This window comes from Paraburkholderia phytofirmans PsJN, assembly GCF_000020125.1.
GTDB classification, from domain to species: Bacteria; Pseudomonadota; Gammaproteobacteria; order Burkholderiales; family Burkholderiaceae; genus Paraburkholderia; species Paraburkholderia phytofirmans.
In genome coordinates, this window is the sequence record NC_010681.1 from 3,680,373 (window position 1) to 3,704,430 (window position 24,058).

The 24,058-nt window shown below is 64.7% G+C and carries 22 protein-coding genes; 10 read left to right on the top strand and 12 right to left on the bottom strand.

What is annotated here, in order from left to right; genetic code table 11:
• Positions 1 to 88: 88 nt before the first annotated feature.
• Both BPHYT_RS16215 and BPHYT_RS16220 read right to left on the bottom strand, forming a co-directional pair.
• A complete protein-coding gene (locus BPHYT_RS16215; protein ID WP_012434227.1) occupies positions 89 to 1,390 on the bottom strand; it encodes an ATP-binding protein in 1,302 nt (433 codons plus the stop codon).
• A 4-nt stretch (positions 1,391 to 1,394) separates the two neighbouring features.
• Entirely contained in the window at positions 1,395 to 2,057 is a 663-nt protein-coding gene (locus tag BPHYT_RS16220; RefSeq protein ID WP_012434228.1) for a response regulator, read from the bottom strand.
• Between the two features lie 222 nt (positions 2,058 to 2,279).
• On the opposite strand from BPHYT_RS16220, the gene dacB reads away from it, so the two are divergent.
• From dacB to BPHYT_RS16235, 3 genes are all read left to right on the top strand, one after another.
• A complete protein-coding gene (gene dacB, locus BPHYT_RS16225) occupies positions 2,280 to 4,034 on the top strand; it encodes a D-alanyl-D-alanine carboxypeptidase/D-alanyl-D-alanine endopeptidase (RefSeq protein WP_041758558.1) in 1,755 nt (584 codons plus the stop codon).
• A 192-nt stretch (positions 4,035 to 4,226) separates the two neighbouring features.
• Entirely contained in the window at positions 4,227 to 5,189 is a 963-nt protein-coding gene (locus BPHYT_RS16230) for a sterol desaturase family protein (protein WP_012434230.1), read from the top strand.
• 94 nt (positions 5,190 to 5,283) lie between these two features.
• On the top strand, positions 5,284 to 6,534 hold the full coding sequence (locus BPHYT_RS16235) for an SGNH/GDSL hydrolase family protein (RefSeq protein ID WP_012434231.1): 1,251 nt from the start codon (positions 5,284 to 5,286) through the stop codon (positions 6,532 to 6,534).
• A 99-nt stretch (positions 6,535 to 6,633) separates the two neighbouring features.
• Here BPHYT_RS16235 and BPHYT_RS16240 read toward each other — a convergent pair whose 3' ends face one another.
• The 9 genes from BPHYT_RS16240 to BPHYT_RS16280 form a co-directional block, all read right to left on the bottom strand.
• Positions 6,634 to 7,674 (bottom strand): L-threonylcarbamoyladenylate synthase, encoded by a 1,041-nt coding sequence (locus BPHYT_RS16240; protein ID WP_012434232.1) that lies wholly within the window; start codon positions 7,672 to 7,674, stop codon positions 6,634 to 6,636.
• Between the two features lie 10 nt (positions 7,675 to 7,684).
• Positions 7,685 to 8,881 carry a 5-(carboxyamino)imidazole ribonucleotide synthase gene (locus tag BPHYT_RS16245; RefSeq protein ID WP_012434233.1) on the bottom strand — a complete coding sequence of 399 codons (1,197 nt, stop codon included), beginning with the start codon at positions 8,879 to 8,881 and terminating at the stop codon, positions 7,685 to 7,687.
• Positions 8,882 to 8,999: 118 nt separating this feature from the next.
• On the bottom strand, positions 9,000 to 9,518 hold the full coding sequence (gene purE, locus BPHYT_RS16250; protein WP_012434234.1) for a 5-(carboxyamino)imidazole ribonucleotide mutase: 519 nt from the start codon (positions 9,516 to 9,518) through the stop codon (positions 9,000 to 9,002).
• 231 nt (positions 9,519 to 9,749) lie between these two features.
• On the bottom strand, positions 9,750 to 10,640 hold the full coding sequence (locus BPHYT_RS16255; RefSeq protein WP_012434235.1) for a phosphoribosylaminoimidazolesuccinocarboxamide synthase: 891 nt from the start codon (positions 10,638 to 10,640) through the stop codon (positions 9,750 to 9,752).
• Between the two features lie 132 nt (positions 10,641 to 10,772).
• Positions 10,773 to 11,837 (bottom strand): class II fructose-bisphosphate aldolase, encoded by a 1,065-nt coding sequence (gene fba, locus BPHYT_RS16260; RefSeq protein WP_012434236.1) that lies wholly within the window; start codon positions 11,835 to 11,837, stop codon positions 10,773 to 10,775.
• Between the two features lie 280 nt (positions 11,838 to 12,117).
• Positions 12,118 to 13,554 carry a pyruvate kinase gene (gene pyk / locus BPHYT_RS16265; RefSeq protein WP_012434237.1) on the bottom strand — a complete coding sequence of 479 codons (1,437 nt, stop codon included), beginning with the start codon at positions 13,552 to 13,554 and terminating at the stop codon, positions 12,118 to 12,120.
• Positions 13,555 to 14,014: 460 nt separating this feature from the next.
• Positions 14,015 to 15,208 (bottom strand): phosphoglycerate kinase, encoded by a 1,194-nt coding sequence (locus tag BPHYT_RS16270; RefSeq protein WP_012434238.1) that lies wholly within the window; start codon positions 15,206 to 15,208, stop codon positions 14,015 to 14,017.
• Positions 15,209 to 15,479: 271 nt separating this feature from the next.
• Positions 15,480 to 15,803, bottom strand: coding sequence for an AzlD domain-containing protein (locus BPHYT_RS16275; protein ID WP_012434239.1), 324 nt, complete (start codon positions 15,801 to 15,803; stop codon positions 15,480 to 15,482).
• Positions 15,800 to 16,546, bottom strand: a complete 747-nt coding sequence (locus tag BPHYT_RS16280) for an AzlC family ABC transporter permease (protein ID WP_012434240.1) — start codon at positions 16,544 to 16,546, stop codon at positions 15,800 to 15,802. Before BPHYT_RS16280 ends, BPHYT_RS16275 begins: the two co-directional genes overlap by 4 nt.
• A 220-nt stretch (positions 16,547 to 16,766) precedes the next feature.
• Here BPHYT_RS16280 and BPHYT_RS16285 point away from each other — a divergent pair, with 220 nt between their 5' ends.
• The 6 genes from BPHYT_RS16285 to BPHYT_RS16310 all read left to right on the top strand — a co-directional run bounded on the left by BPHYT_RS16285 (position 16,767) and on the right by BPHYT_RS16310 (position 21,494).
• Positions 16,767 to 17,690, top strand: a complete 924-nt coding sequence (locus BPHYT_RS16285) for a branched-chain amino acid transaminase (RefSeq protein ID WP_012434241.1) — start codon at positions 16,767 to 16,769, stop codon at positions 17,688 to 17,690.
• A 62-nt stretch (positions 17,691 to 17,752) separates the two neighbouring features.
• Positions 17,753 to 17,947 carry a zinc-finger domain-containing protein gene (locus BPHYT_RS16290; protein WP_007180502.1) on the top strand — a complete coding sequence of 65 codons (195 nt, stop codon included), beginning with the start codon at positions 17,753 to 17,755 and terminating at the stop codon, positions 17,945 to 17,947.
• Positions 17,948 to 18,116: 169 nt separating this feature from the next.
• The gene (gene waaF, locus BPHYT_RS16295; RefSeq protein ID WP_012434242.1) at positions 18,117 to 19,142 is read left to right on the top strand and encodes a lipopolysaccharide heptosyltransferase II; all 1,026 of its coding nucleotides are present in this window, start codon (positions 18,117 to 18,119) and stop codon (positions 19,140 to 19,142) included.
• Between the two features lie 167 nt (positions 19,143 to 19,309).
• Complete coding sequence (locus BPHYT_RS16300) at positions 19,310 to 19,756, top strand: nuclear transport factor 2 family protein (protein WP_012434243.1); 447 nt, start codon at positions 19,310 to 19,312, stop codon at positions 19,754 to 19,756.
• 39 nt (positions 19,757 to 19,795) lie between these two features.
• Positions 19,796 to 20,914 (top strand): hydrolase, encoded by a 1,119-nt coding sequence (locus BPHYT_RS16305; protein ID WP_012434244.1) that lies wholly within the window; start codon positions 19,796 to 19,798, stop codon positions 20,912 to 20,914.
• Entirely contained in the window at positions 20,907 to 21,494 is a 588-nt protein-coding gene (locus tag BPHYT_RS16310) for a DUF2946 family protein (protein ID WP_012434245.1), read from the top strand. The genes BPHYT_RS16305 and BPHYT_RS16310 overlap by 8 nt, the downstream gene beginning before the upstream one ends.
• 78 nt (positions 21,495 to 21,572) lie before the next feature.
• On the opposite strand, the gene BPHYT_RS16315 is transcribed toward BPHYT_RS16310, so the two are convergent.
• Complete coding sequence (locus tag BPHYT_RS16315) at positions 21,573 to 23,282, bottom strand: M48 family metalloprotease (RefSeq protein ID WP_012434246.1); 1,710 nt, start codon at positions 23,280 to 23,282, stop codon at positions 21,573 to 21,575.
• A gap of 244 nt (positions 23,283 to 23,526) precedes the next feature.
• Here BPHYT_RS16315 and moaC point away from each other — a divergent pair, with 244 nt between their 5' ends.
• Positions 23,527 to 24,003 (top strand): cyclic pyranopterin monophosphate synthase MoaC, encoded by a 477-nt coding sequence (gene moaC, locus BPHYT_RS16320; RefSeq protein ID WP_012434247.1) that lies wholly within the window; start codon positions 23,527 to 23,529, stop codon positions 24,001 to 24,003.
• Positions 24,004 to 24,058: the final 55 nt, after the last annotated feature.

Here is a 24,058-nt window from a genome sequence, read left to right on the forward strand (position 1 = left end):
CTTAAGCAGCGACAGATCCGCTTCCATCCAGTTATTTAGGGCTGTTTAAGCCTTGTTTAAGTCTCTTTACGAACAGAAAGCCTTGCCTTCAAAAGCGCACGCTGACCTGCAAGCCACCCGCGGGGGATTCGTCGAGCGATACGGCCGCATGATGCTGCACGGCGATGCGGCGCACGATCGCCAGACCCAGGCCGCTGCCGGCCACGTCGGTGCGAGCGCGATTCGCGCCTGCGCCCGCGCGATAGAACCGATCGAACACGCGATCGCGTTCGGCCGGTTCGATCCCCGGCCCGCTGTCGGCGATCCGCACGACCGGGTGCCCTTCTTCGACATGCAGGCCGACGTCCACACGTCCGCCGCGCGGCGTGTATTTGGTTGCGTTATCCACGAGGTTGTTGAACATTACGCGCAGCGCGTCGGCGTCGCCGATCACGGTGGCCGATTCCGTTGCCTCGATGCCGAGATCGACGCCGCGATCGAGCGCAAGCGGCGCGTAAGCCACCACGCACTCCTGCAGCAGCGCGCGCAGATCGATCGCGTCGGTGGCGGCGAGGCCGTCCGGTTCGGAACGCGCGAGCGCCAGCAGTTGTTCGGCAAGACGTGTCGCGCGCGTCACGCCGGCTTGCAGATCGGCGAGTGCTTCGCTGCGGCCGCTGTCGTCTTTCGCGCGCGCCACCAGTTGCGCCTGAATCTGCACGGCGGCGAGCGGCGTGCGCAATTCATGCGCGGCGTCGGCGACAAAGGCTTTCTGAATGTCGAGCGCGGTGGCGAGCCGTTCGAGCAGTCCGTTCAGCGCGCGCACGAGCGGCTGCACTTCGAGCGGCAGGCGTTGGTCCGGTAAAGGATCGAGCGCCTCGGGATGACGCGCGTCGAGCGCCGTCGTCACGCGCCGCAACGGCCTCAATCCGCGACCGATCACCACCCACACCGCGAGCCCGAGCAACGGCAGCAGCACGATCAACGGCCACAGCGTACGCAACGCGACATTCGCGGCGAGCCGGTTGCGCACGGAAACCGGCTGCGCCAGCTGCACCACGTTATCGCCGACGATCGCGCCATACACGCGCCACTCGCCGCGATCCGTGTGCTCGGTCGAAAAGCCGAGTTCGGCACGCGGCGCGAGCGGCGCACGCGGACGCGAGTAGTACATCAGCACGCCGTTGCGATTCCAGATTTGCAGCACGATGCCTTCGTCGCCGGTGTCGCGCGAGCCGAGCACTTGCGAGAACGGTTCCGACGGCAGCGCCGCGGCGATCTGCTCCAACTGGTAATCGAAAAGTTCGTTGGCTTCGGCAAGCGCTTGCCGGTAGATCAGCCAACCCGCGATGCCCACGCCGAGCAGCACCAGCGCCAGCAGCCAGACCAGCAATTGACGGCGAATCGAACGCATGGGTTCAGGCGTCCTTCGCGATCATGTAGCCCAGACCGCGCACGTTGCGGATCAGCTCCGCGCCGAGTTTCTTGCGCAGCGCGTGAATGTAGACCTCGACGGTGTTGCTGCCGATTTCCTCGCCCCAGCCGTACATTTTTTCTTCGAGCTGGCTCTTCGAGAGCACGGCGCCAGGACGCGCGAGCAGCGCCTCGAGCAGCGCGAATTCACGCGCCGATAACGCGACCGGCGCGCCGTCGAGCGTGACCTGATGCGAGGCCGGATCGAGCGTCAGGTTGCCGTGCCGGATGGTCGAATCGCTGCGTCCGGATTGACGCCGGATCAGCGCGCGCATGCGGGCGCCGAGTTCGTCGAGATCGAAGGGTTTGACGAGGTAATCGTCGGCGCCGGCGTCGAGGCCTTTGACACGATCCGCTACGGCGTCGCGCGCGGTCACGATCAGCACCGGCAGCGCGTGGCCGCGCGCGCGCAGCGTGCGGAGCACGTCGAGACCGTCGCGTTTGGGCAGGCCCAGGTCGAGCAACACGAGATCGTAAGGCTGGCTGCCTGCCGCGCTGAGCGCCGCTTCGCCGTCTTCCACCCAGTCGACCGCGAAGCCTTCGCCGCGCAACGCTTTGCGCACGCCTTCAGCAATCATCCGGTCGTCTTCGACTAGCAAGATGCGCATGGTTATCCGTTCCGAATCGTTCGATGATGCCGCATTCTAGCGCCCGCTCCCCGCCTGCGCGCCGCGTGGCGCATTTTCCACCGCAGCCTGGCGGCAACTCTCTACAATGGGCGCTTTGCTTCGCGCGGCCGGCATTTTCGTCCGCGCGCCAACGCGATCCATCGGCGCCGCCCTGAATCGCCGCGTGCCCCACGCCCTGACATTCTGCTTTCTCGCCCGTTCATGACGCACGCATTTCTGGTTTCTCTTGCACGCCGCATCACATATGTACGTCATGTCGCGCTGCGTGCGCGATCCGCTTCTGCTTCCGCTTCCGCGTCTGCCGCTACAAGCACGTTCACTGCTTTGTCCGCTGGCGCGGCTTGCACCGCCTCTACCTTGGCCACCGCTTCCACCATGCATCTGCCGCGCCGCTTCGCGCCGCGCGCCATGGCCTGGCTATTCGCCTGTGCCGCGCTCGGCTTTGGCGCATCGCTGCCGCTCGCTGCGCAGGCTCGCGTCAAGGCCACGCGCCCGAGCGTCAACGTCACCACCGTCTTGCCTCAATCGGTGATGCTCGGCTTGCAGCGCGCGCACGTACCCTTGTCGTCGATCAGCGTGGTCGTGGAGAAAGTCGGCGATCGCACGCCGATCCTCGCACTGAACGCCGGCAAGCCGATGATGCCCGCCTCGACGATGAAACTCGTCACCACCTACTCAGGCCTGTCGATACTCGGCCCCGACTACCGCTGGCGCACGAGCGCCTACGCGGACGGCACCATCGACGCCAACGGCGTGCTGCACGGCAATCTCTACATTCAGGGCACGGGCGATCCGAAGCTCGTGCCGGAAGAACTGATCGACCTCGTGCAGAAGATCCACAAGGCGGGCATCAACGGTATCGACGGCGCGCTGGTGCTCGACAAGCGCTACTTCGATCCGTCCACGCGCGACCTGCCGCCCTTCGACGACGACACCACCGCGCCGTACAACGTCGGTCCCGATCCGCTGCTGTATGCATTCAAGTCGCTGTCGTTCACGCTGACGCCGTCGCCCGACGGCAGCGTGGCAATCGACGTACTGCCCGCGCTCGCGCAATTGCAGATCGACAACCAGATGCACGCGGTGAACGGCCCGTGCCGCGGCGACGCGGCCTCGGTGTCGCCCACCGTCACGCCGCAGCCGAACGGCACCGTCGTGGCCTCGTTCAGCGGCGACTATTCGGTGCGCTGCGGCCCGCGCACGATCAACGTCGCGGTACTCGACCACTCCGCGTTTTTCGCTGGCGGTTTTCTCGCGCTGTGGCAGCAAACCGGCGGCACGTTCAGCGGCGCGACGCGCGAAGGCGCGGTGCCCGTCGGCGCCAAACTGGTCGCTACGCATCAGGGGCCGGTGCTGTCCGACATCGTTCGCGACATCAATAAGTTCAGCAACAACACGATGGCGCGCAACCTGTTCCTGACGATCGGCGCCGCCGAAGAAAAAGGACCCGCGACGACCGCCAAATCGGCGCGTGCAATTCAGGCGTTTCTGCGCCGCGACAGCGTCGATATGGAATATCTGACGCTCGATAACGGCTCGGGCCTGTCGCGCGAAGAGCATGTCACCGCGCTCTCGCTCGCTGATCTATTGCAGCGAGCCAATGCAAGTCCGGTCGCGCAGGTGTTCGTGGAGTCGTTGCCGATCGCGGGCGTCGACGGCACCATGCGCAACCGCTTGACCAACCAGGGCGCGGGCGGCAATGCGCACATCAAGACGGGCACCTTGCGCGACGTTCGGGCGATCGCGGGCTACGTGGCTTCGGCGGACGGTAACAGTTACGTGGTGGTCAGCCTGATCAACGATCCGCATTCGGAAGCCGCGCGCGCCGCGCACGACGCGCTGCTCGAATGGGTGTATCAAGGGCCGTCGCAGGGCTTCACCAAGGTGTCCGAACCGGTCGTCGAACCACGCAGCATCAAGCCCAGGAAAAACCCGCACAAGCGCGGCGCTCACTGAGTGTTCCTTCTAGCGAAGCCGCGCGCGGCGACGTGCTCAAGCGTGTACGCTGTCGGGCAGTGTTCGAGGCGCGCGTACGTAATACGCTGAACGTGGCGCCGGGCCCGTGCATCGTCTACGGTCCCGCTCGAACAAAAACGACAACATCCGCTGCGCACAGCGCGGCGGCCAGGGACCACGGAGGAAGACACGATGCAATTCGATGCCGAATTGCTGCTGCTCGCCATGGCGCCAGTCTTTCTCGCATGCATCGGCTGGGAGGCGTGGCACCTGCGGCGCACGCGGCCGGGCGCGCAACTCTATAGCTGGCACGACACGCTCTGCAACGCCGCGCTCGCATTGATGCACCAAGCCGCCGACAAACTCGCGTGGCTTGCCATCATTCCGGTCTACGCGTTCTTCTACGATCACTATCGCATCTACACATGGCAGGCGAGCTGGGTCTCGTTCGTCGTGCTGTTCATCGCGCAGGATCTGCTCTACTACGTGTTCCATCGTTGCAGTCATCGCGTGCGCTGGCTGTGGGCCGCGCATGTCGTGCATCACTCGTCGGAGCGCATGAATTTTTCGACCGCGTTCCGCCAGAGCCTGATGTATCCGATCGCTGGCATGTGGCTTTTCTGGACGCCGCTCGCCGTGCTCGGTTTTCCGCCGAAGCAGATCGTCGCGATCGTGCTGATCAATCTCGGCTTTCAGTTTTTCGTGCATACGCAGGCCATCGGCAAACTCGGCTGGCTCGAATACGTGTTCAATACGCCGTCGATCCATCGCGTCCATCACGCGCGCAACGACCGCTATATCGACCGCAACTATGCCGGCGTGCTGGTGATCTGGGATCGCCTGTTCGGCAGCTATGTCGAGGAAGATTCGCGCGATGCGCCGGTCTACGGCATCGTCGAACCGCTTCACACTTACAACCCGTTGAAGGCGACGTTTCACGAATGGGCGTCGATGGCGGTCGACTTCGCGCGCGTGCACGGCTGGCGCAACAAACTGCGCGCGCTGTTTGCGCCGCCCGCGTGGGCGGCGGATTATCATGCGCGGCTTGCCGCCGGTTCATCGGGAGCGAGCATGGCTTCAGGTGAAAAGCCGGGCGGGGCAATGCGCGTGAAGCAAGACCATACGGCCGCGTTTCAAACACCACGCAGGCCGTAGAAGATTCTGTAAGCTGTCGTCACGCCGCCTAAGCGGTGGGCGCTGCCTGCAACACATGGCATAAGGGCCACACATACGAGGAGATGTCGTCAACATGAAGCAAACAGCATCGCGGAAACAACATTGGCTGCGTGTCACGCAGATCGCCATGGCCAGCACGGCATTCGCTCTGCTCGCGGCTTGCGGCGGGGGTAGCGACAATAACAACAACGCGAGCAGCACGCCTGCAGGCGGAGTCAAATTGCAGGTCGTGTCGTTCGGCGACAGCCTGTCGGATGTCGGCACGTATTCGCCGGTCATTCAAGGCAGCTTCGGCGGCGGCCGCTTCACCACGAACCCGGGTGAAGTGTGGACCCAGAAGGTCGCGGAATACTACGGCGACACGTTGACGCCGGCGTACCTCGGTGGCTTCGGCCAGCCGCTGGTTGCAGCGGGTGGCTTGGGCTACGCGCAAGGCGGCTCGGACGTCGTCAATGCGCAAGGCCAGGGTTGGGCGCCCAACAACATGGCCGCGACGACCGTGCCGGTCGTGACACAGGTGGCCAACTACCTGGGCGCGCATACGAGCTTCAACGCGAACCAGCTCGTGCTGATCAATGGCGGCGCGAACGACATCTTCCAGTTCGCGGGAACCACCGCCAACCTGACGGCGCTCGGCACCGCGCTTCAGACACAGTACCCGCTGCTCGTGCAGGCCGGCAAACTGCCGAACTCGCAGGCAGGTCAGGTGGCGTTTATCGTCGGCTACCTGCAGCAGCTGGCCAACCCGCAGATCGCGCAGGCCGCCACGCAGCTCGCCGCGCAAGTCCAGAAGATCGTCAACTCGGGCGCGACTCATGTGGTGGTGTCGACGGTGCCGGACATCGGCAACACGCCGCTCGGCGTCGCCGCCAACGCGAGCACGCCCGGCTCGGCTGCACTGCTGTCCGGCATTACCGCGGCGTATAACTATCTGCTGGTGCAGAACCTGACGGCGCTCGGCCTGGTGGGGACGGGCAAGGTCATCGTGGCCGACGCGTTCACGTGGATCGATCAACAATTGCCGAACTACAAGGCCTTGGGCTTCACGGTTTCGAACACCGGCACGGCGTGTAACCTGACGTCGATGCAGAACAACGCAACCGCGTACGCCACCGCCAATCCGAGCGCAACGAACGGGCTGACGCCGGCTCAGTACGGCGCCCAGTTCGGCTCGTCGCTGTTCTGCTCGCCGCAGACTTATACGGTGGCTGGCGCTGACCAGACCTATATGTTCGCGGACACGGTGCACCCGAGCACGCATTTGCACGCGCTGTTCGCGCAGTACGTGCAGCAGCAGATCGCTGCGACCGGGTTGGGCAAGTAAGCAGGCAAGACGTTGCAGGAAAAACGGCGGATCGAGGCTCGATCCGCCGTTTTTCTTTGCTGTGGTGAACGAGAGTTCCGGCGGCTGATGCAGCCGGCACTACCCCTGTGCTTCGAACGCAGCGGCCGCCCGGCCAAGCCGGTCATTGACGGCGATCCACTCGATCGTATCCGGCAGCTTTTCGATCAAAATTCGCGTCACGTTCGCACGATCCAGCGCCCGCAGCAAACCGTACAGTTCGCGCGCATAGACATGCGGATCTTCAGGCGCGGCGATGAAATGCACGCCTTCGGCGTCGGCCCAACGTCCGGCTCGCGACGCACGCGCCACCAGCGCCACGCGCTCATCCGCTTGCCGTGCGGCAAGCAAAGGCTCCAGCGCGACGAAAGGCAACAGCGCCAACGGCGTGCGCGGCGCGTAATGCGCCTTCAACGTGCCCGAAGCCCGCGGCGCAGTTGCGTCCGAGCCGTCCGGCAAGCGCGGCGCCTCGCCGAGCACGTCGGCGATATCTTGCGGTGTCACACGCCCCGGCCTCAACAACGCCGGAAAACCGCGCGACAAATCCAGAATGGTCGATTCGATACCGACATCCGACGCGCCGCCGTCCAGCACATGAATCGCGCCGCCGAACTCGTCGCGCACATGTTGCGCCGTGGTCGGGCTCACATGTCCGAAGCGGTTCGCCGACGGCGCCGCAACGCCGCCATGTCCGCCGCGCAACGCATTGAACGCATCGAGCAAGGCTTGCGCAACGGGATGCGACGGGCAGCGCAATCCCACCGAATCCTGGCCACCGCTCACCGCTGCCGGAATGCGCGCGGCGCGCTTCAGGATCAGCGTGAGCGGGCCCGGCCAGAACGCGTCGATCAACCGCTGCGCTTCTGCAGGCAAACGCTCGACCCAGTAATTCGGGTCGCCCTGCGGCGCGAGATGCACGATCACCGGATGATTCGCCGGCCTGCCCTTCGCCGCGTAAATGCGAGCGACCGCGTCGGGACTCTCGGCGTCGCCGCCGAGACCATAGACCGTCTCCGTGGGAAACGCGACGAGCTCGCCCGCGTCGAGCAGCGCCGCCGCGTGTTCGATCTGCTCGGCGCTCACAGGCAATGCGCCTTCGGCGTGTTTCTGTTGATCCGGCATGGTGCTCGTGTCAGCTCGTGATGATGTGCAGAAGCCGCGCGCAATCGCGCCCGGCCGTGCGCGCTTCTTCGAGCGTGGCCGCCGTGAAATTCACGTGGCCCATCTTGCGGCCGCACCGCGCCTCTTCCTTGCCGTACAGATGCAGACGGGCTGCCGGCATGGCGGCGACTTCTTGCCACGGCGGCGTGACCGCCGCGCGCTTCGGGCCGTCCGGGAACCACACATCGCCGAGAATGTTCAGCATGACAGCGGGCGAATGCTGGCGCGTGTCGCCTAGCGGCATGCCGGTCATGGCGCGCACCTGCTGTTCGAACTGGCTGGTCGCGCAGGCGTCGACCGTGTAGTGGCCGGAATTGTGCGGGCGCGGCGCCATTTCATTGGCCACCAGCGAACCGTCTTCGAGAATGAAGAACTCGACGCACAGCACGCCAACATAACCGAGCTTGTCCGCAATTTGCAGCGCCGCCTGTTGCGCCTGCTGGACGAGCGTGGCGCTCGCATCCGGCGCCGGGACGATGGTGTGCGACAGCACGCCGTCGCGATGCGTGTTCTGCGCAAGCGGATAGACCACCGACGCGCCGCTCGCCGCCCGCGCGATCAGCGCGGAGACCTCGAACTTCAACGGCAAACGCTTTTCCAGCACGCACGGCACGCCGGCGAGCGAAGCATGCGCCTCGCGCACTTCCTCGGCGTTGCGCACACGAATCTGGCCTTTGCCGTCGTAGCCCATGCGGGCGGTCTTGAGAATACCCGGCAGGACGGCTTCGAGCTTCGCGTCGTCGAGCGCGGCCAGCGCATCCGACGATTCGATCACCACGTGCGGCGCGACCGCAACGCCCGACGACGCGATGAAGCGTTTCTCCGCAATACGGTCCTGTGCCACGGCGACGCAGCGCCCGGCCGGGCTCACGAACGTAGTCCGCGCGAGGAAGTCGAGGCTCGCGGCCGGCACGTTCTCGAATTCGGTCGACACCGCCGCGCACAGCCGCGCGAGTTCGGTCAGCGAGGCTTCGTCGTCGTAAGCCGCGCGCAAGTGGCGATCGGCGACGGCGCCCGCCGGACTGTTTTCGTCCGGATCGAGCACGGCGACGCGGTAGCCCATGGCCTGAGCGGCGAAACAGAACATGCGGCCGAGCTGGCCGCCACCGACCATGCCAAGCCATGCGCCGGGCAGAATCGGTGAAACGGGTGTGTTGTCTGGGTTCATCTTAGTGGTCGGTCGCGGCCGGGTGCTCTGTGCAATGCGTGCAATGCTAGCAATGCGATGGCAGGCACCCGTCCGGGGGTCGGACAGGGGGACGTCTTCAAGCAATCAGTCTGTGCGCTTACAGCGCCGGCAACACCATGGCGTGAGCCGCTTCGTTCTGGCGCACGCGGAACGCAGCCAGCTTCTGCGCGTACTCGTCGCTCGTACCGCTCAGGAGCGACACGGCGAACAGCGCCGCGTTCGCCGCGCCTGCTTCACCGATCGCAAACGTGGCAACCGGCACGCCCTTGGGCATCTGCACGATCGAATGCAACGAATCCACGCCCTTCAGGTACTTGCTCGCCACCGGCACGCCGAGCACCGGCACCGTGGTCTTGGCAGCCAGCATGCCCGGCAGATGCGCCGCGCCGCCCGCACCGGCGATGATCGCGCGAATGCCGCGCTCGCGCGCACTTTCAGCATAGGCGAACATTTCGTCGGGCATGCGGTGCGCGGACACGACCTTGGCCTCGTAGGGCACGCCGAATTCCTGCAGAACGGCCACGGCGTTCTTCATCACTTCCCAGTCGGAACTGGAGCCCATCAGCACGCCGATCACCGGCGCGCCATGCGTATGGGCGGTTTGTGCTTCATTCATCTTACGGCTTCCTTGTTTCTTGAGAGCGCCTGCGCACCCATCGCTTCGCGCCAGGCCTTTCGAGGGAATCTCCCAAGGAGACTTCCCGCGGGGCGGAAAACTCGCCGAGGTGCGGCGTTCTGCTTAAAGCGCCTCCGAACCTGTCGCCTGGCAGCAATCGCCCGGCGCGTGCGAAATCACGAGGCCGCCCCGCGCTTTCTCACGCGGCGCGAATCCAACGGCTGTGCGCAATCAGGCGAGCTTGTGTCCGGTCAGGCGTTCGAGCGCTTCCTGATACTTTTCGCCCGTCTTCGTGACCACGTCGTCCGGCAGCTTCGGTGCCGGCGGCTCTTTCTTCCACGGCTGGGTTTCGAGCCAGTCGCGCACGAACTGCTTGTCGAACGACGGCGGGTTGGTGCCGACCTGATACTGGTCGGCCGGCCAGAAGCGCGACGAATCCGCGGTCAACGCCTCGTCCATCAGATACAGCTTGCCGTGATTGTCCAGGCCGAACTCGAACTTCGTATCCGCGATGATGATGCCGCGCGTGGCCGCGTAGTCAGCCGCTTCCTTGTATAGCTTGATCGAGATGTCGCGGATCGTGGCCGACAGTTCGGTGCCGATGCGGCGCTCCATCTCGTTGTAGGTGATGTTTTCGTCGTGATGGCCCATTTCGGCCTTGGCCGCCGGCGTGAAGATCGGCTCGGGCAGTTTCTGTGCGTTTTGCAGACCCGGCGGCAGTTCGACGCCGCACACCGAGCCGGTTGCCTGGTAGTCTTTCCAGCCGCTGCCGGCCAGATAGCCTCGCACCACGGCTTCGACGAGGATCGGTTCCAGACGCTTCACGACGACCGCGCGGCCCTTGACCTGCTCGACTTCGTCGGCCGCCACCACGGATTCAGGCGCGACGCCCGTCAGGTGGTTCGGCACCACATGCTTCAGTTTCTCGAACCAGAAGTTCGCCATTTCGTTGAGCACGCGTCCCTTATTCGGAATCGGCTCGCCCATGATGACGTCGAACGCCGACAGACGGTCGGTCGTGACGATCAGCAACTGGTCGTTGCCCACCGCATAGTTGTCGCGGACTTTACCGCGGCCGAGCAACGGCAGCGAGCGGAGCGTGGATTCGTAGAGGGTAGACATCGTCTTGGTTCGCTAAAAGTGAGGCAAAAAGTGTGACCGGAACAAAAGGGAAACGCCGTTCCCCGGATGATGCGGGAACGGCGGTCTAACGACAACCTGGCCAAACGGCCAGGCGCGGAGCCTGTTGACAGCTTAGCGGACGACTTGCGAAAGCTCGCCTGCTTTGTACTTCTCCGCGATTTTATCAAGCGAAACCGGCTTGATCTTGCCAGCCTGGCCTTCGCAGCCGAATTGCGTGTAGCGCTCGACACAGATCTTCATCGCCGCTTCGCGCGCCGGCTTGAGGTAATCGCGCGGATCGAACTTGCTCGGGTTGGTCGCCATGTAGCGGCGGATCGCGCCGGTGATGGCCAGTCGCAGGTCGGTGTCGATATTGACCTTGCGCACGCCGTTCTTGATGCCTTCCTGAATTTCCTCGACCGGCACGCCGTAGGTTTCCTTCATGTCGCCGCCGAATTCGCGGATTTCCGCCAGCAGTTCCTGCGGCACCGACGACGAACCGTGCATCACCAGATGGGTGTTCGGAATGCGCTGGTGGATTTCCTTGATGCGCTGGATCGACAGAATATCGCCCGTGGGCTTCTTGCTGAACTTGTACGCGCCGTGCGACGTACCGATCGCGATGGCCAGCGCGTCGCACTGGGTCAGCTTGACGAAATCGGCAGCCTGCTCCGGGTCGGTCAACAACTGCTCGCGCGTCATCGTGCCTTCCGCGCCGTGGCCGTCTTCCTTGTCGCCCTTCATGGTTTCCAGCGATCCGAGCACGCCCAGTTCCGCCTCCACCGTGATGCCGATCGAGTGAGCCGCTTCCACGACCTTGCGCGACACGTCCACGTTGTACTCGTACGACGCGACCGTCTTGCCGTCGGCTTCGAGCGAACCGTCCATCATCACGCTGGTGAAACCGCTGCGGATCGCCGCCATGCAGACAGCCGGCGACTGGCCGTGATCCTGGTGCATCACGACCGGAATGTGCGGATACGACTCGACCGCGGCTTCGATCAGATGACGCAGGAACGCTTCGCCCGCGTACTTACGCGCGCCGGCCGAGGCCTGCATGATGACCGGAGCGTTGACCTTGTCGGCCGCCGCCATGATCGCCTGAACCTGCTCCAGATTGTTCACGTTGAATGCCGGAAGACCGTAGCCGTTTTCAGCGGCGTGGTCCAGCAGTTGACGCATTGATACGAGAGGCATGCAATAACTCCATAGATTGAAACGAAATCTTGTGCCGTCGGCATCTTTTTTTGGGCGAGTTGGTCTCGGAGCAAGCTGCATACCCGTTCACACGGTCTCTAAAGCGCGGAGCGGTCCTTACCGCTCAACGCGCGATTGGAGCCTGTGCGCCGCCTCTCGCGGAGCATGGCAGCCTGCTGCGGCCAATCAAGTTTGACGCAGAGCGTGCCGATCGAGCAGAGCGCGTGTCGATCGGCGCCAGCGCTTCAGCACCGACCCCGATCGCACGCACCGCGCGCACTCAATACGGCTCGCCGACCCGTACGATCTTCAGCGTATTCGTGCCGCCGGCCTGCCCCATCGGCTCGCCAACGGTCAGCACCACCATATCGCCGCGCGACGCGTAACCCTTGCTGACCACCGTCTCCAACGCCTGCTGCAACGCCGTGTCGCGATCAGTGTTGGTGTCCAGGTGCAGCGAAGTCACGTTGCGATACAACGCCATGGCCCGCTCGCTGCCGACTCGCGGCGTGAGCGCGAAAATCGGCACGTGGGTCCAGTGACGCGACATCCACAACGCGGTCGAGCCGGATTCGGTCAACGCCACGATCGCCTTCGCGCCGAGATGGAAAGCCGTGAACAGCGCGCCCATCGCGATCGACTGGTCGATCCGCGTGAACGTGCGGTCGAGGAAATCCTTGTCCAGCTCCGACTGCTCCGACTTCTCGGCTTCGACACAGATCGCCGCCATGGTTTCGATGGTCTGCACCGGATACTTGCCCGCCGCCGATTCCGCCGACAGCATCACCGCGTCCGTGCCATCCAGCACGGCGTTGGCAACGTCCGACACTTCGGCGCGGGTCGGCACCGGCGCGTGGATCATCGACTCCATCATTTGCGTGGCGGTGATCACGAACTTGTTCGATTCGCGCGCCATACGGATCATCCGCTTTTGCAGCGCGGGGACTGCGGCATTCCCCACTTCCACGGCCAGATCGCCGCGCGCGACCATGATGCCGTCCGACGCGTCGAGAATGCCCTGCAGCGCCGGAATGGCTTCCGCGCGCTCGATCTTGGCGATCATCTTCGGCTTGATGCCGAACGGCGCGCCGGCGATGTTCGCCAACTGGCGGGCCATTTCCATGTCGGTGGCGTTCTTCGGGAACGATACCGCGACATAATCCACGCCGAGCGACATGGCGGTGCGGATGTCTTCCATGTCCTTCGCGGTCAGCGCGGGCGCGGACAGGCCGCCGCCCTGGCGGTTGATGCCCTTGTTGTTCGACAGCTCGCCGCCGATCTTGACGACGGTGTGGATCTCGTTGCCGATCACGCGCGAAACGTTCAGCACGATCAGGCCGTCGTTGAGCAACAGCACGTCGCCCGGTTTCAGGTCGCGCGGCAGGTCCTTGTAGTCCAGACCGGCGCGCTGCTCGTTACCGAGTTCGCAGTCGGCGTCGAGCACAAACGGCTCGCCGGCGACCAGCATGATCTTGCCGTTTTCAAATTTGCCGACCCGGATTTTCGGGCCTTGCAGGTCCGCCATGATGGCGACTTCGCGGCCGGCCTGACGGGCCGCCTCGCGCACGAATTCGGCGCGCTGGCGGTGGTCGTCGGCGGTGCCGTGCGAGAAATTGAGCCGCACCACGTCCAGCCCTGCCTGAATCATTTGCAGCAGGATTTCCGGCGTATTGGAAGCCGGGCCGATGGTGGCGACAATCTTGGTGGCGCGATGCATGAGTCTCCTCGTCTGGGTGAGATCGCTGGAAAGAGCGCTGCGAGTCGGATGCGGAGGCTGCGCACCGAAGGATGCTGCCGGGGGCTGCGCGCCGGTTGAAACCAGCGTCGCTTTATTGGATGAAGCGGTGTTCGAGACCAGCACGGGGGGTGCCGGTGGCGGGGCGAGTTCTTCGTCGGGGAGTTCTGCGGATGGGGAGGCGGTTTGCACAGCATCTGCGCTGGACAATTCCGCTGTCTCACCGGCAGTGGTCAACTCCGCGAGCGCGAGGGACGCCCCGGATTCTTCTTGCTGCTGTTCGGCGCTAACCGGGCCGGTCGCGAATTCAAACGCGGGATCGGCCGCTGCCGGAGTGGCGGCGGAGCGCGCCGCGCGCTCCCCTGCCGATGCTGCTGCGGTGTTGCGCGGCTTGCCGCCGCGCGCTTTTGCAGACTTTGCCGTTGGGGAGCGCGTCGTCACATTAAGCCCGCGATTCCAGAACGTCGACAGCGGGCAGCTTCTTGCCTTCGAGGAACTCGAGAAAGGCGCCGCCGCCCGTCGAGATATAGCTGACCTTGTCGTGGATGCCGTACTTGGCGATCGCCGCGAGCGTGTCGCCGCCGCCGGCAATCGAGAACGCCGACGACTTGGCGATCGCATCCGCCAGCGTTTTGGTGCCGTTGCCGAACTGGTCGAATTCGAACACGCCGACCGGGCCGTTCCACACGATCGTGCCGGCTTTTTCCAGTTGCGCGGCGAGCACCTTGGCCGTTTCCGGTCCGATGTCGAGGATCATGTCGTCGTCTTGAACGTCGGCGACGGCCTTAATTTCGGCCTTGGCGGTCGGCGAAAACTCTTTGGCCGTGACCACGTCGGTCGGGATCGGCACCGAGGCGCCGCGCGCTTTCGCGGCGTCGATGATGGCTTTGGCTTCGTTCACCAGATCGGCCTCGGCGAGCGACTTGCCGATCTTCAGGCCGGCAGCCAGCATGAAGGTGTTGGCGATGCCGCCGCCCACGATCAGCTGATCGACCTTGTCGGCCAGCGACTTCAGAATGGTCAGCTTGGTGGAAACCTTCGAGCCGGCGACGATCGCCACCAGCGGACGCTTCGGCGCGCCCAGCGCCTTGCCGAGCGCTTCGAGTTCGGCGGCCAGCAGCGGGCCGGCGCACGCGACGGGCGCGTATTTGGCGATGCCGTGCGTGGTGGCTTCAGCGCGGTGCGCGGTGCCGAACGCATCGTTCACGTAGATGTCGCAGAGCTTCGCCATTTTCTGCGCGAGCTCGTCGGAATCCTTCTTTTCGCCCTTATTGACGCGGCAGTTTTCCAGCAACACGACCGAGCCCGGCGCGACGTTCACGCCATTTTCGACCCAGTTTGCCACCAGCGGCACGTCACGGCCGAGCAGTTCGGCCAGCCGCTTCGCGACCGGCGCCAGCGAATCTTCCGGCTTGAAATCGCCTTCGGTCGGACGGCCCAGGTGTGACGTGACCATCACGGCGGCGCCTGCATCGAGCGAGGCCTTGATGGCCGGCACGGAGGCGCGGATACGGGTGTCTTCGGTGATGTTGCCTTGATCGTCCTGCGGCACGTTCAGATCGGCGCGGATGAACACGCGTTTGCCGGATAGCTGGCCTTCGGCGATCAGATCGGAGAGACGCAATACCTTGTTCATGGGCGTGTGTGTGCGAGTTGATGGGAAGGCGGTGGCGGACGGCGCGCGGCACTTAAGCGCGGTGAACTCCAGCGCTCAGGCACGGCAGCGGCTCCACTGAAGGGGTGCCGACGGCAGAGCCGCGGCCCGCGCGCCCTGCAGCGGCGCGCTTATCCCGGAAAACAAGCATTTTAACTGATCCACACAGCCTTCTGACCCGCGACCGGGCGAATGTCCCGTATTTGGAGCCAAGGGCGCTGACGCCGCAACGCATCATTTCCTGCCTCTTCAATCACATGAAGAGGCGCAACAGCGTGAACACGACCATTCCGACGACAATCGTGCCGAGCATGGTGCGCCGCCACAAAAACCACGCGAGACCCGCCAGCGTGGCGTAGAACTCATGATTCGACGGCGCGAACGACAAACCGTCGGGCGTCGCCAGTACGTCCGGCAGAACCACGGCGGCGAGTGCCGCAGCCGGCGCATAACGCAGCATGCGCTGCACTCGCGCCGGCAAAACGGTGCGTTCGCCGCCGATTAGAAACATCGCGCGTGTCACGGTGGTGACCAAGGTCATGCCGAAAATGGCCAGCCAGATCTGCGTGGATGTCATCGGGAATCTCCGGCGCTGTTGCGGATGCGGCGCAAGTCGGCGCGCTCGACCATCAGGTCGGCGGCGCTGCCGGCGATGATTGCCGCGATCACCGCGAGCGGCAGCGCAAGCCGGTACGGCAGATCGAAAGCGAGCAGCGACACCACACCGGCGATGCCCACCGCGACCAGCGTGGAGCGCGTCGCGATTGCCGACACCATGATGGGCAGCAAAGCCAGCGTGCCCGCCAGCGCGAGGCCCCAGTTATCGGGAATCAGGCTCGCCAGCAAAATCCCGGCGATGGACGACACCTGCCACGACAGCCAGCTGCAAATCGCCATGCCCCAGTAGTACGCCTCCTTGCCCGGCACATAGCCCGTCGGGAAGCTCTTCTTCTGGAACAGCAGATAGATCACGTCGCCGTTGAAGTAGCCGAGCACGATGCGCCGCCACATCGGCAGATACGAAAAATGCGGCGCGAGTCCGACACTGAAGATCACGAAACGCGTATTGACCATCGCCGCGGTGAGCAGCACGGTCCAGATCGGCAGCTTGGCTGCGAGCAGAGGCAGCACCGCCAGTTGCGACGAGCCGGCGTAGCACAGCAGCGACATGGTGAGCGACTGCGGCAACGTGAGCACCGATTTGCTCATGGCGATGCCGGTGACGAGCCCCCAGGAGAAAATCGCCATCAGGGTGGGCGAATAGTCGCGCGCGCCTTGGCGGAAGGCACGGCGATTGGTATCTGACAGGCGAGCGAGCATGGGGGCGAAACGCGGGCGCCCAAGGGCGCTGCAACGATGGGAAGTCGGCGCCAGGTCGTCAAGCACCCGCTGGCGCATCCGGATATGAATTATGCGTGCGCTGGATTATAGCGTCGGGAATGCGGCCAAATGCCCGTTCCGTGTGCAAAAGACGTTAAAATGCGGGTCCTGGCTATACCCGACTTAGCTACGCCTAACAACGCACCCGCTGGAGAATCGTATGTCAATGGCCGACCGCGACGGCAAGATCTGGATGGATGGCAAGCTCATCGATTGGCGCGATGCCAAGATCCACGTGCTCACCCACACGCTGCATTACGGCATGGGCGTCTTCGAAGGCGTACGCGCCTACAAGACGGCCGACGGCGGCACCGCGATTTTCCGTCTGCAGGAACACACCAAGCGCCTGCTGAACTCGGCCAAGATCTTCCAGATGGACGTGCCGTTCGACCATGAAACGCTTGCCGCCGCGCAATGCGAAGTGGTCCGCGAAAACAAGCTCGAGTCCTGCTACTTGCGCCCGATTATCTGGGTCGGTTCGGAAAAGCTTGGCGTATCGGCCAAGGGCAACACCATCCACGTGGCGATCGCCGCCTGGCCGTGGGGCGCTTACCTCGGTGAAGACGGCATTGCCAAGGGCATCCGCGTGAAGACTTCGTCGTTCACGCGCCATCACGTGAACGTGTCGATGGTCCGCGCCAAGGCGTCGGGCTGGTACGTGAACTCGATCCTCGCCAACCAGGAAGCCATCGCCGACGGTTACGACGAAGCACTGCTGCTCGACGTGGACGGCTACGTGTCGGAAGGCTCGGGCGAGAACTTCTTCCTCGTGAACAACGGCAAGCTGTACACGCCTGACCTGTCGTCGTGCCTCGACGGCATCACGCGTGACACGGTCATCACGCTGGCGCGCGACGCGGGCATCCAGGTGATCGAAAAGCGCATCACGCGCGACGAGGTCTATACCTGCGACGAAGCGTTCTTCACCGGCACCGCCGCCGAAGTCACGCCGATCCGCGAACTCGACAACCGCACGATCGGCTCGGGCGCACGCGGCCCGATCACCGAGAAGCTGCAGTCGGGCTTCTTCGATATCGTGAACGGCAAGAGCGACAAGTACGCGAACTGGCTGACCAAGATCTAACGCGCGCTGCGCCGGGATCAACCGGCGCGCCGCACGCACCCTGCATACAACGAGAACGTCTCATGAGCGAAATCAAGGAAATGCCGCTGGTCGAACTGTCGGCGAAAGACCTGCCGGCGTATTGCCCCAACCCGGCCATGCCGCGCTGGAGCGCGCATCCGCGTGTCTTTATCGACGTCACGCACGGCGAAGCCAAGTGCCCCTACTGCAGCACGCGTTACAAGCTGCGCGACGGCGAAGTGGTCAAGGGTCATTGATCCCGAACACCGGGCGCTAACCGGTTGCGGCGTTGCCCGGCACGCCGCTGTCTGGTCGAGCGCGTCGTAAGCGCGCCGCCGCTGCGGCGTTCCGCCTATTCCCATTGACACCCCGAACCTCGCGTACATCGTGCGCGGGGTTTCGTTTCGACACCGGACACTCACTCTGATGCGTCGCGCGTTGGTTATCGCACCGAACTGGATCGGTGACGCATTGATGGCGCAGCCGCTGTTTGCGCGCCTCGTGAAATTGCATCCGCGCATCGTCATCGACGCGGTCGCGCCCTCGTGGGTCGCGCCTGTACTCGAACGCATGCCGGAAATTCGCGACGTCTACGCCACGGATCTCGCGCACGGCAAGCTGCAAATGCTGCGCCGCTGGCAACTGGCGAGCGACTTGCGCGATGTCGGCTACGACGCCGCCTACGTGCTGCCGAACTCGCTCAAGTCGGCCCTGATTCCGTGGATGGCGGGCATCCCGCTGCGCATCGGCTATACCGGCGAGAGCCGCTATGGCCTGTTGAACGTGCGTCACGCGAATCCGCGGAAAGACGAGCGCCCGCCGATGGTCGGTCAATACGCCGCCCTCGCCTACGCGCCCGGCGCCAAGCTGCCCGACGACCTGCCGATGCCGCGCCTCGACGCGGACCTGAACGAAGCGTCGCGCGTCTCGGCGCGCTTCAATCTCGACACGCGCGTGCCGCTGCTGGTGTTCTGCCCGGGCGCCGAATACGGGCCGGCCAAGCGCTGGCCGCCCGAGCACTTCGCGTCGCTCGCGCAAATGGTCGGCCAGTCGTTTCCGTACACGCAGATCGTCGCACTCGGTTCCCCGAAAGACGCGCCGCTCGCGCAGGCCATCGCCGAGCGAGCGCCGAACGTGCGCAACCTGTGCGGCCAGACGGCGCTGGGCGAGGCCTGTGCGCTGATCTCGCGCGCGAATGCCGTCGTCACCAACGATTCCGGACTGATGCATGTGGCCGCCGCGCTGCGCCGGCCGCTGGTGGCCGTGTACGGTTCGACCGATCCGCGCCATACGCCGCCCTTGTCCGAGCTTGCGAAGGTACAATGGCTTCATCTCGAATGCAGCCCCTGTTTTGAGCGCGAGTGTCCGCTCGGTCATCTGAACTGCCTGAAGCAGTTGAGCGCCGAGCAGGTATTCGGCGATTTGCGCGGCATGTTGCTGGCGCAACGCTAAACGCGCTGACACTTGCACGCAACACCGCACGCCCTGAGCGCGTCGCGTCATGTTCGCGCCTTGCGGCGCGGGCATTCTGGCGCTCGGGTGCGATGGTCCGGTGCCCCGGACTGTCCCGCTGACCGCTGTCCCGCAACCGCGCGCCGCGCACAAGAGACTGACGAGCCATGCCACGTTTTGCCCATATCTTCGAAGCCGCCGCCGATACCCTGAACGCCTATTACCAGGCCGTCGCCGAGGTCAATATCGACAGCTTGATGGGTCTGTGGATCGATGAAGAGTTCGTCAGCTGCATCTGCGCCGACGGCTCCCACCTGCACGGCCTCGACAGCATTCGCGCGGGCTTGCAGATCCAGCTCGAAACCGCGCGGGTCTCCATCGAACCGCTCGATATCCGTGTCTACGACAGCCTCGGCACCGTGGTCTACGCGATTGCCGAAGCGCACCGGCCGGCCGACCCGAAGGCCACGCCCGCCATGGTGTTCACGACTTATGTGATGGTTCACGAACGCGGCGAATGGCGCATCGCGCACATCCACGCGAGTCCGATGCCCAATGAGGCCGCCAGCCAGTTCGCCACGAAGATGCGGCATGGCCAGGGGTCGCTGCACTGACGCGCGCCGCGCGTTTTACTTTTTCGTTTTGAAGCAGGCATGAGCACGCCCCGCAGGAAGTCCCTTTTGGGCACCACGCACGATCAATCCGATCAACCCGCTGCTTCCGGCACGGCGGCACGCGCCGCGGCCGCCGTCGAAGCGACGGTCGAAGCCGCCGTCGAGTTGCTCTACCGCGCGCCGCTCTGGCTGCCGAACCGGCATGCGCAGACCATCGTCCCGTCGCTGTTCGCACGTCGTCCCGCCGTCTCGTTTCGGCGCGAGCGCTGGGACACGCCCGACGGCGATTTCATCGATCTCGACTGGGTGCAACATGACGCCCAGCTTGACGCCGCACCTCACATTCCCGCCGACACCGCCCCGCTCTTCGTGCTGTTTCACGGCCTCGAAGGCAGCTCGGGCTCGCACTATGCCGCTTCGCTGATGGCGGCCGCGCGCGAGCGTGGCTGGCACGGCGTCGTGCCGCACTTTCGCAGTTGCAGCGGAGCGTTGAACCGCATGCCGCGCTTCTATCATCTCGCCGACAGCAACGAAGTCGATTGGGTGCTGCGGCGCTTGCGCGCCGCGCATCGCGGGCCGATCGTGGCGGCCGGCGTGTCGCTCGGCGGCAATGTGCTGCTGCGCTGGCTGGGCGAACGGCGTGAGGACGCGGCGTCGGTGATCTCGGCCGCCGCGGCGATCTCGACGCCGATCGACGTGCATGCCGGCGGCCGCGCGTTGTCACAAGGCTTCGGCCTCGTCTACACGCGCAGCTTCCTGAAGACGCTCAAGCAGAAGGCCGCCCAGAAGCTGGTTCAGTTTCCGGGCCTGTTCGATCGTGACGCGATGCTCGCGAGCCGCACCATGTACGAGTTCGACAACGTGGTGACCGCGCCGCTGCACGGTTTTCGCGATACCGACGACTACTGGAGCACGGCGACCACGCGTCCGCTGCTGCCGCATATTCAGGTGCCGACGCTGGTGCTGAACGCGCGCAACGATCCGTTCCTGCCGGCTGAGGCATTGCCGTCGCGGCATGAAGTCTCGGCAGCGGTGGAACTCGACCAACCCGAGCATGGCGGCCACGCCGGCTTTATGACCGGGCCGTTTCCGGGCCGCATCGACTGGCTGTCGCGGCGCGTGCTCGGCTATCTGGAGCGACACGTCGATCATGGATGACATCGTCAAGCAGGCCTTGACCAAGTGGCCGAATGTACCGAGTTGCACAGGGTGGCTGATGCTGGACAGACGCGGCAACTGGCGCATGCGCGACGAGGCCGCGCAGGCAAGTGGTTCGCCGGGCACACCGATCCGTCACGAAGCGTTGCTCGCGTTCATCAACCGGAATTACGACGCTGACGAGCGCGGGCAGTGGTACTTCCAGAACGGCCCGCAGCGGGTGTATGTCGAGTTGGGCTATACGCCGTGGGTGGTGAGGTTATCGGCCGCAGCGGGCGTCGAGGCTCGCTGCGTGCTTGCTTTGCAGGATCAGGCTGGCGGCCCATTTGAGCCGACCGCAGTGTTCGTCGATGAAGAAGGCGGCATTCTCTTCGCCGATGGCGCAACGCCGCCGAGAGTTGCCGTCTTGCACGACCACGATCTGGAAGTGTTCTCCGATCACGCAACGCTGGCGGACGATTCAATGAGCGGTGAGTTTCGCTGGAACAATCAGGTTGTATTGCCGCTGCAGGCTGTGCGGCGAGGCGACGTGGCCGCGCGGTTTAGGTTTGTGCCGAGTCCGGCGGCTGCGGGCGCTTGAGCACTAGCCCGCGCGCGGCGCTGTGCTTCGACGAGGCCAGTGCGCTGAACTCGTGAAGCGCCGGCAACCAGGCAACGCTCAACTCTTCTCGTCCAGCCGCTCCTCCTGATAGCGGCTTTCCATCTCATGCAGCCTCGCGTCGACGGTCGCGAGGTCGTAGTAGCCGATCGTCTTCAGATCGCGCGCGTCCTTCAATTGCCGGATCGCCGAAAGCCACGCTCCCTCGAGGGCGAACTTCTCGGCCATCGCACGATGCTGTGTCAACGCGTCGCCCGTGCCCGCGCTAGCCTGGGCGAGATACAGCCACCAGGCCGGCTGATCGGGCTGGATACGGGTCTCTTTTTGCGCAAGCGCCTGAGCATTGGCAAAACGGTGCAAAGTCAGCAAGGTGCGGATATGCATGTCGATGGCGGCATTCGACTGCGGCCAGCGCCTCTGCGCCAGCTCGGCCAGCCGCGCGGCCTCGTCGTCGCGGCCGGCGCGCCGCGCAATGTCAGCGGCCAACACGTCGAGGCTCGGTGAACTGCGCGCCGTGCCGCCCTCGGCCTGCTCGCCCGTCGCGAACGCCGCGCGGGACGACGCCAGCGACGCCGACGCGTCGTCGTAACGTTCGAACAGCATCTGCCCGTACGCCATGCCGTACCAGTTGGCCGCGACGTTGACCGCCGTGCGGTCCTCGATCTCGGAGCGCAGGCGCGAAATCTCGTCGCCGTACTCGCTGCGCGAGCGGTCCTGCAGCAGACGAGACCGCGCCCGCACGAAACCATATTCGGCCGATTGGTGCGGTTGCCGGTAAGGCGCACGGCGCGCACGGTCCTCCATGTCGGCAATCCGTTCGCCGGTCAGCGGATGCGTGCGCGCATACGCCGGAATGCCGGTGTCGCTCATCGCGGCCCGATCGAGGCGGCCGAAGAAGGTTGTCATCGCGTAGGGATCGTAGCCGGCGCCGGCAAGCAGCAGAAAGCCGACGCGGTCCGCCTCGTGCTCGGCGGAACGCGAGAAACGCAACTGGTTGTCGACCGCATACGCCTGGCCGCCGATCGCAATCGCGCTGCCGAGGTCGCCGCTATGCGCGAGCACGCCCGCCAGCACGCCGAACAATAGGCCCGCGAGCGCCGCATAGGTGCTGCGTTCGCCGGTCGTGATCATGCGCGAGATGTGCCGCTGCAAGACGTGTCCCATCTCGTGACCCAGCACCGATGCCAACTCGGACTCGGTCTGGGTGGCCACGATCAGGCCGGTGTTCACGCCGATAAAACCGCCCGGCAGCGAGAAGGCGTTGATCTGCGGGTCGCGCACGGCGAACAGATCGAAGTCCGGACGATATCCGCCGATATACAGCGCGCTCGCCGCCGCGGCAAGTTTCGCGGCAACCGAGTTCAGATAGTCGCGCACCAGCCAGTCGTCGAGATAGTCGGGGTCGCGGCGCAGTTCGCGCATCACGCGCTCGCCGAGCTTGCGCTCCGCCTGCGGCGTAAGTGAGCCGGAACCGCCGTTGCCGAGATCGGGCAGTTGCTGCGTGACGATCGGTGCGCGCCAATTGGCGTTCACGCCAGTATTGCCGGAGAAGCGGCTCTGCGCGCCGCCGTACACGCCGAACACGCCCTGCGCGATGTCGGACGGCACGAGCGGATCGGCGTAGGCATCGACCGGGCCGCTGACCAGCGGCGGCTCCGCGGGCAACGTGTTGAGCGCGATACTCGACCCGCCGGGCGATTGCGCGAACGCGCCCGGCGGCGCGGCCAGCGCGATTGAGAGCAACGCAGCGAGGAACCGTTTCGGACGCATCGCGAGGTCGAGTTGACGAAGTCGAAAGCGACGCCCGCCGCTCGGACTAAGATAGCGGGCATGGGGCAATTGTAGTCAGTCGTCGCGGGAATTCATGTGATTCGTGTCAGGGGATTCGGGCGATTGCCGCTTTGCCTGCGCCGATCGCGAGTCATGGCGGGGGGCCCTTTGTCTCTGGAAGCGCACCGCCGCCGTGCGCCTTTGCCGCACTGCTATGATAGGCGCCCTCTTAAGGAGCCCAACCATGCCTGAACTCACTCATTTCGACGCAGCCGGCCAGGCGCATATGGTGGACGTCGGCGGCAAGCAGGAGACCAGACGCATCGCCATTGCGCGCGGATCGATTCGCATGCTGCCGGAGACGTTCGCGCTGATTCGCGACGGCAATGCCAAAAAGGGCGACGTGATCGGCATCGCGCGGATTGCCGCGATTCAAGGCTCGAAGCGCACTGCTGATTTAATTCCGCTGTGTCATCCGCTCGCGCTGACGCGCGTGAAAGTGGATTTCGAGCTTGATGACACGCTGCCGGGCGTGCATTGCACGGTGCAGGTTGAAACGCTGGGGCGAACGGGCGTGGAGATGGAAGCGCTGACTGCCGTGCAGGTCGGGCTGCTGACGGTGTACGACATGTGCAAGGCGGTGGATCGCGGGATGACGATTACCGATGTGCGGGTGCTGGAGAAGCACGGGGGGAAGTCGGGGGATTGGGTGGCGGGTTGACGACCACGTGCGTGGTCAACCCGCGCCAACTTTAAAGCCTTGAAGACTTGAAGAC

Bases quoted from the DNA above. Each gene is read 5' to 3' on its own strand.
- BPHYT_RS16315 (WP_012434246.1), bottom strand. From the start codon at position 23,282: ATGCGTCCGAAACGGTTCCTCGCTGCGTTGCTCTCAATCGCGCTGGCC.
- BPHYT_RS16220 (WP_012434228.1), bottom strand. From the start codon at position 2,057: ATGCGCATCTTGCTAGTCGAAGACGACCGGATGATTGCTGAAGGCGTG.
- pyk (WP_012434237.1), bottom strand. From the start codon at position 13,554: ATGCATCGCGCCACCAAGATTGTCGCCACCATCGGCCCGGCTTCCAAT.
- moaC (WP_012434247.1), top strand. From the start codon at position 23,527: ATGCCTGAACTCACTCATTTCGACGCAGCCGGCCAGGCGCATATGGTG.
- BPHYT_RS16245 (WP_012434233.1), bottom strand. From the start codon at position 8,881: ATGAACCCAGACAACACACCCGTTTCACCGATTCTGCCCGGCGCATGG.
- BPHYT_RS16300 (WP_012434243.1), top strand. From the start codon at position 19,310: ATGCCACGTTTTGCCCATATCTTCGAAGCCGCCGCCGATACCCTGAAC.
- BPHYT_RS16235 (WP_012434231.1), top strand. From the start codon at position 5,284: ATGAAGCAAACAGCATCGCGGAAACAACATTGGCTGCGTGTCACGCAG.
- waaF (WP_012434242.1), top strand. From the start codon at position 18,117: ATGCGTCGCGCGTTGGTTATCGCACCGAACTGGATCGGTGACGCATTG.
- BPHYT_RS16280 (WP_012434240.1), bottom strand. From the start codon at position 16,546: ATGCTCGCTCGCCTGTCAGATACCAATCGCCGTGCCTTCCGCCAAGGC.
- BPHYT_RS16215 (WP_012434227.1), bottom strand. From the start codon at position 1,390: ATGCGTTCGATTCGCCGTCAATTGCTGGTCTGGCTGCTGGCGCTGGTG.
- dacB (WP_041758558.1), top strand. From the start codon at position 2,280: ATGACGCACGCATTTCTGGTTTCTCTTGCACGCCGCATCACATATGTA.
- BPHYT_RS16285 (WP_012434241.1), top strand. From the start codon at position 16,767: ATGTCAATGGCCGACCGCGACGGCAAGATCTGGATGGATGGCAAGCTC.
- BPHYT_RS16275 (WP_012434239.1), bottom strand. From the start codon at position 15,803: ATGACATCCACGCAGATCTGGCTGGCCATTTTCGGCATGACCTTGGTC.
- BPHYT_RS16270 (WP_012434238.1), bottom strand. From the start codon at position 15,208: ATGAACAAGGTATTGCGTCTCTCCGATCTGATCGCCGAAGGCCAGCTA.
- BPHYT_RS16255 (WP_012434235.1), bottom strand. From the start codon at position 10,640: ATGTCTACCCTCTACGAATCCACGCTCCGCTCGCTGCCGTTGCTCGGC.
- purE (WP_012434234.1), bottom strand. From the start codon at position 9,518: ATGAATGAAGCACAAACCGCCCATACGCATGGCGCGCCGGTGATCGGC.
- BPHYT_RS16240 (WP_012434232.1), bottom strand. From the start codon at position 7,674: ATGCCGGATCAACAGAAACACGCCGAAGGCGCATTGCCTGTGAGCGCC.
- BPHYT_RS16290 (WP_007180502.1), top strand. From the start codon at position 17,753: ATGAGCGAAATCAAGGAAATGCCGCTGGTCGAACTGTCGGCGAAAGAC.
- BPHYT_RS16230 (WP_012434230.1), top strand. From the start codon at position 4,227: ATGCAATTCGATGCCGAATTGCTGCTGCTCGCCATGGCGCCAGTCTTT.
- BPHYT_RS16310 (WP_012434245.1), top strand. From the start codon at position 20,907: ATGGATGACATCGTCAAGCAGGCCTTGACCAAGTGGCCGAATGTACCG.
- BPHYT_RS16305 (WP_012434244.1), top strand. From the start codon at position 19,796: ATGAGCACGCCCCGCAGGAAGTCCCTTTTGGGCACCACGCACGATCAA.
- fba (WP_012434236.1), bottom strand. From the start codon at position 11,837: ATGCCTCTCGTATCAATGCGTCAACTGCTGGACCACGCCGCTGAAAAC.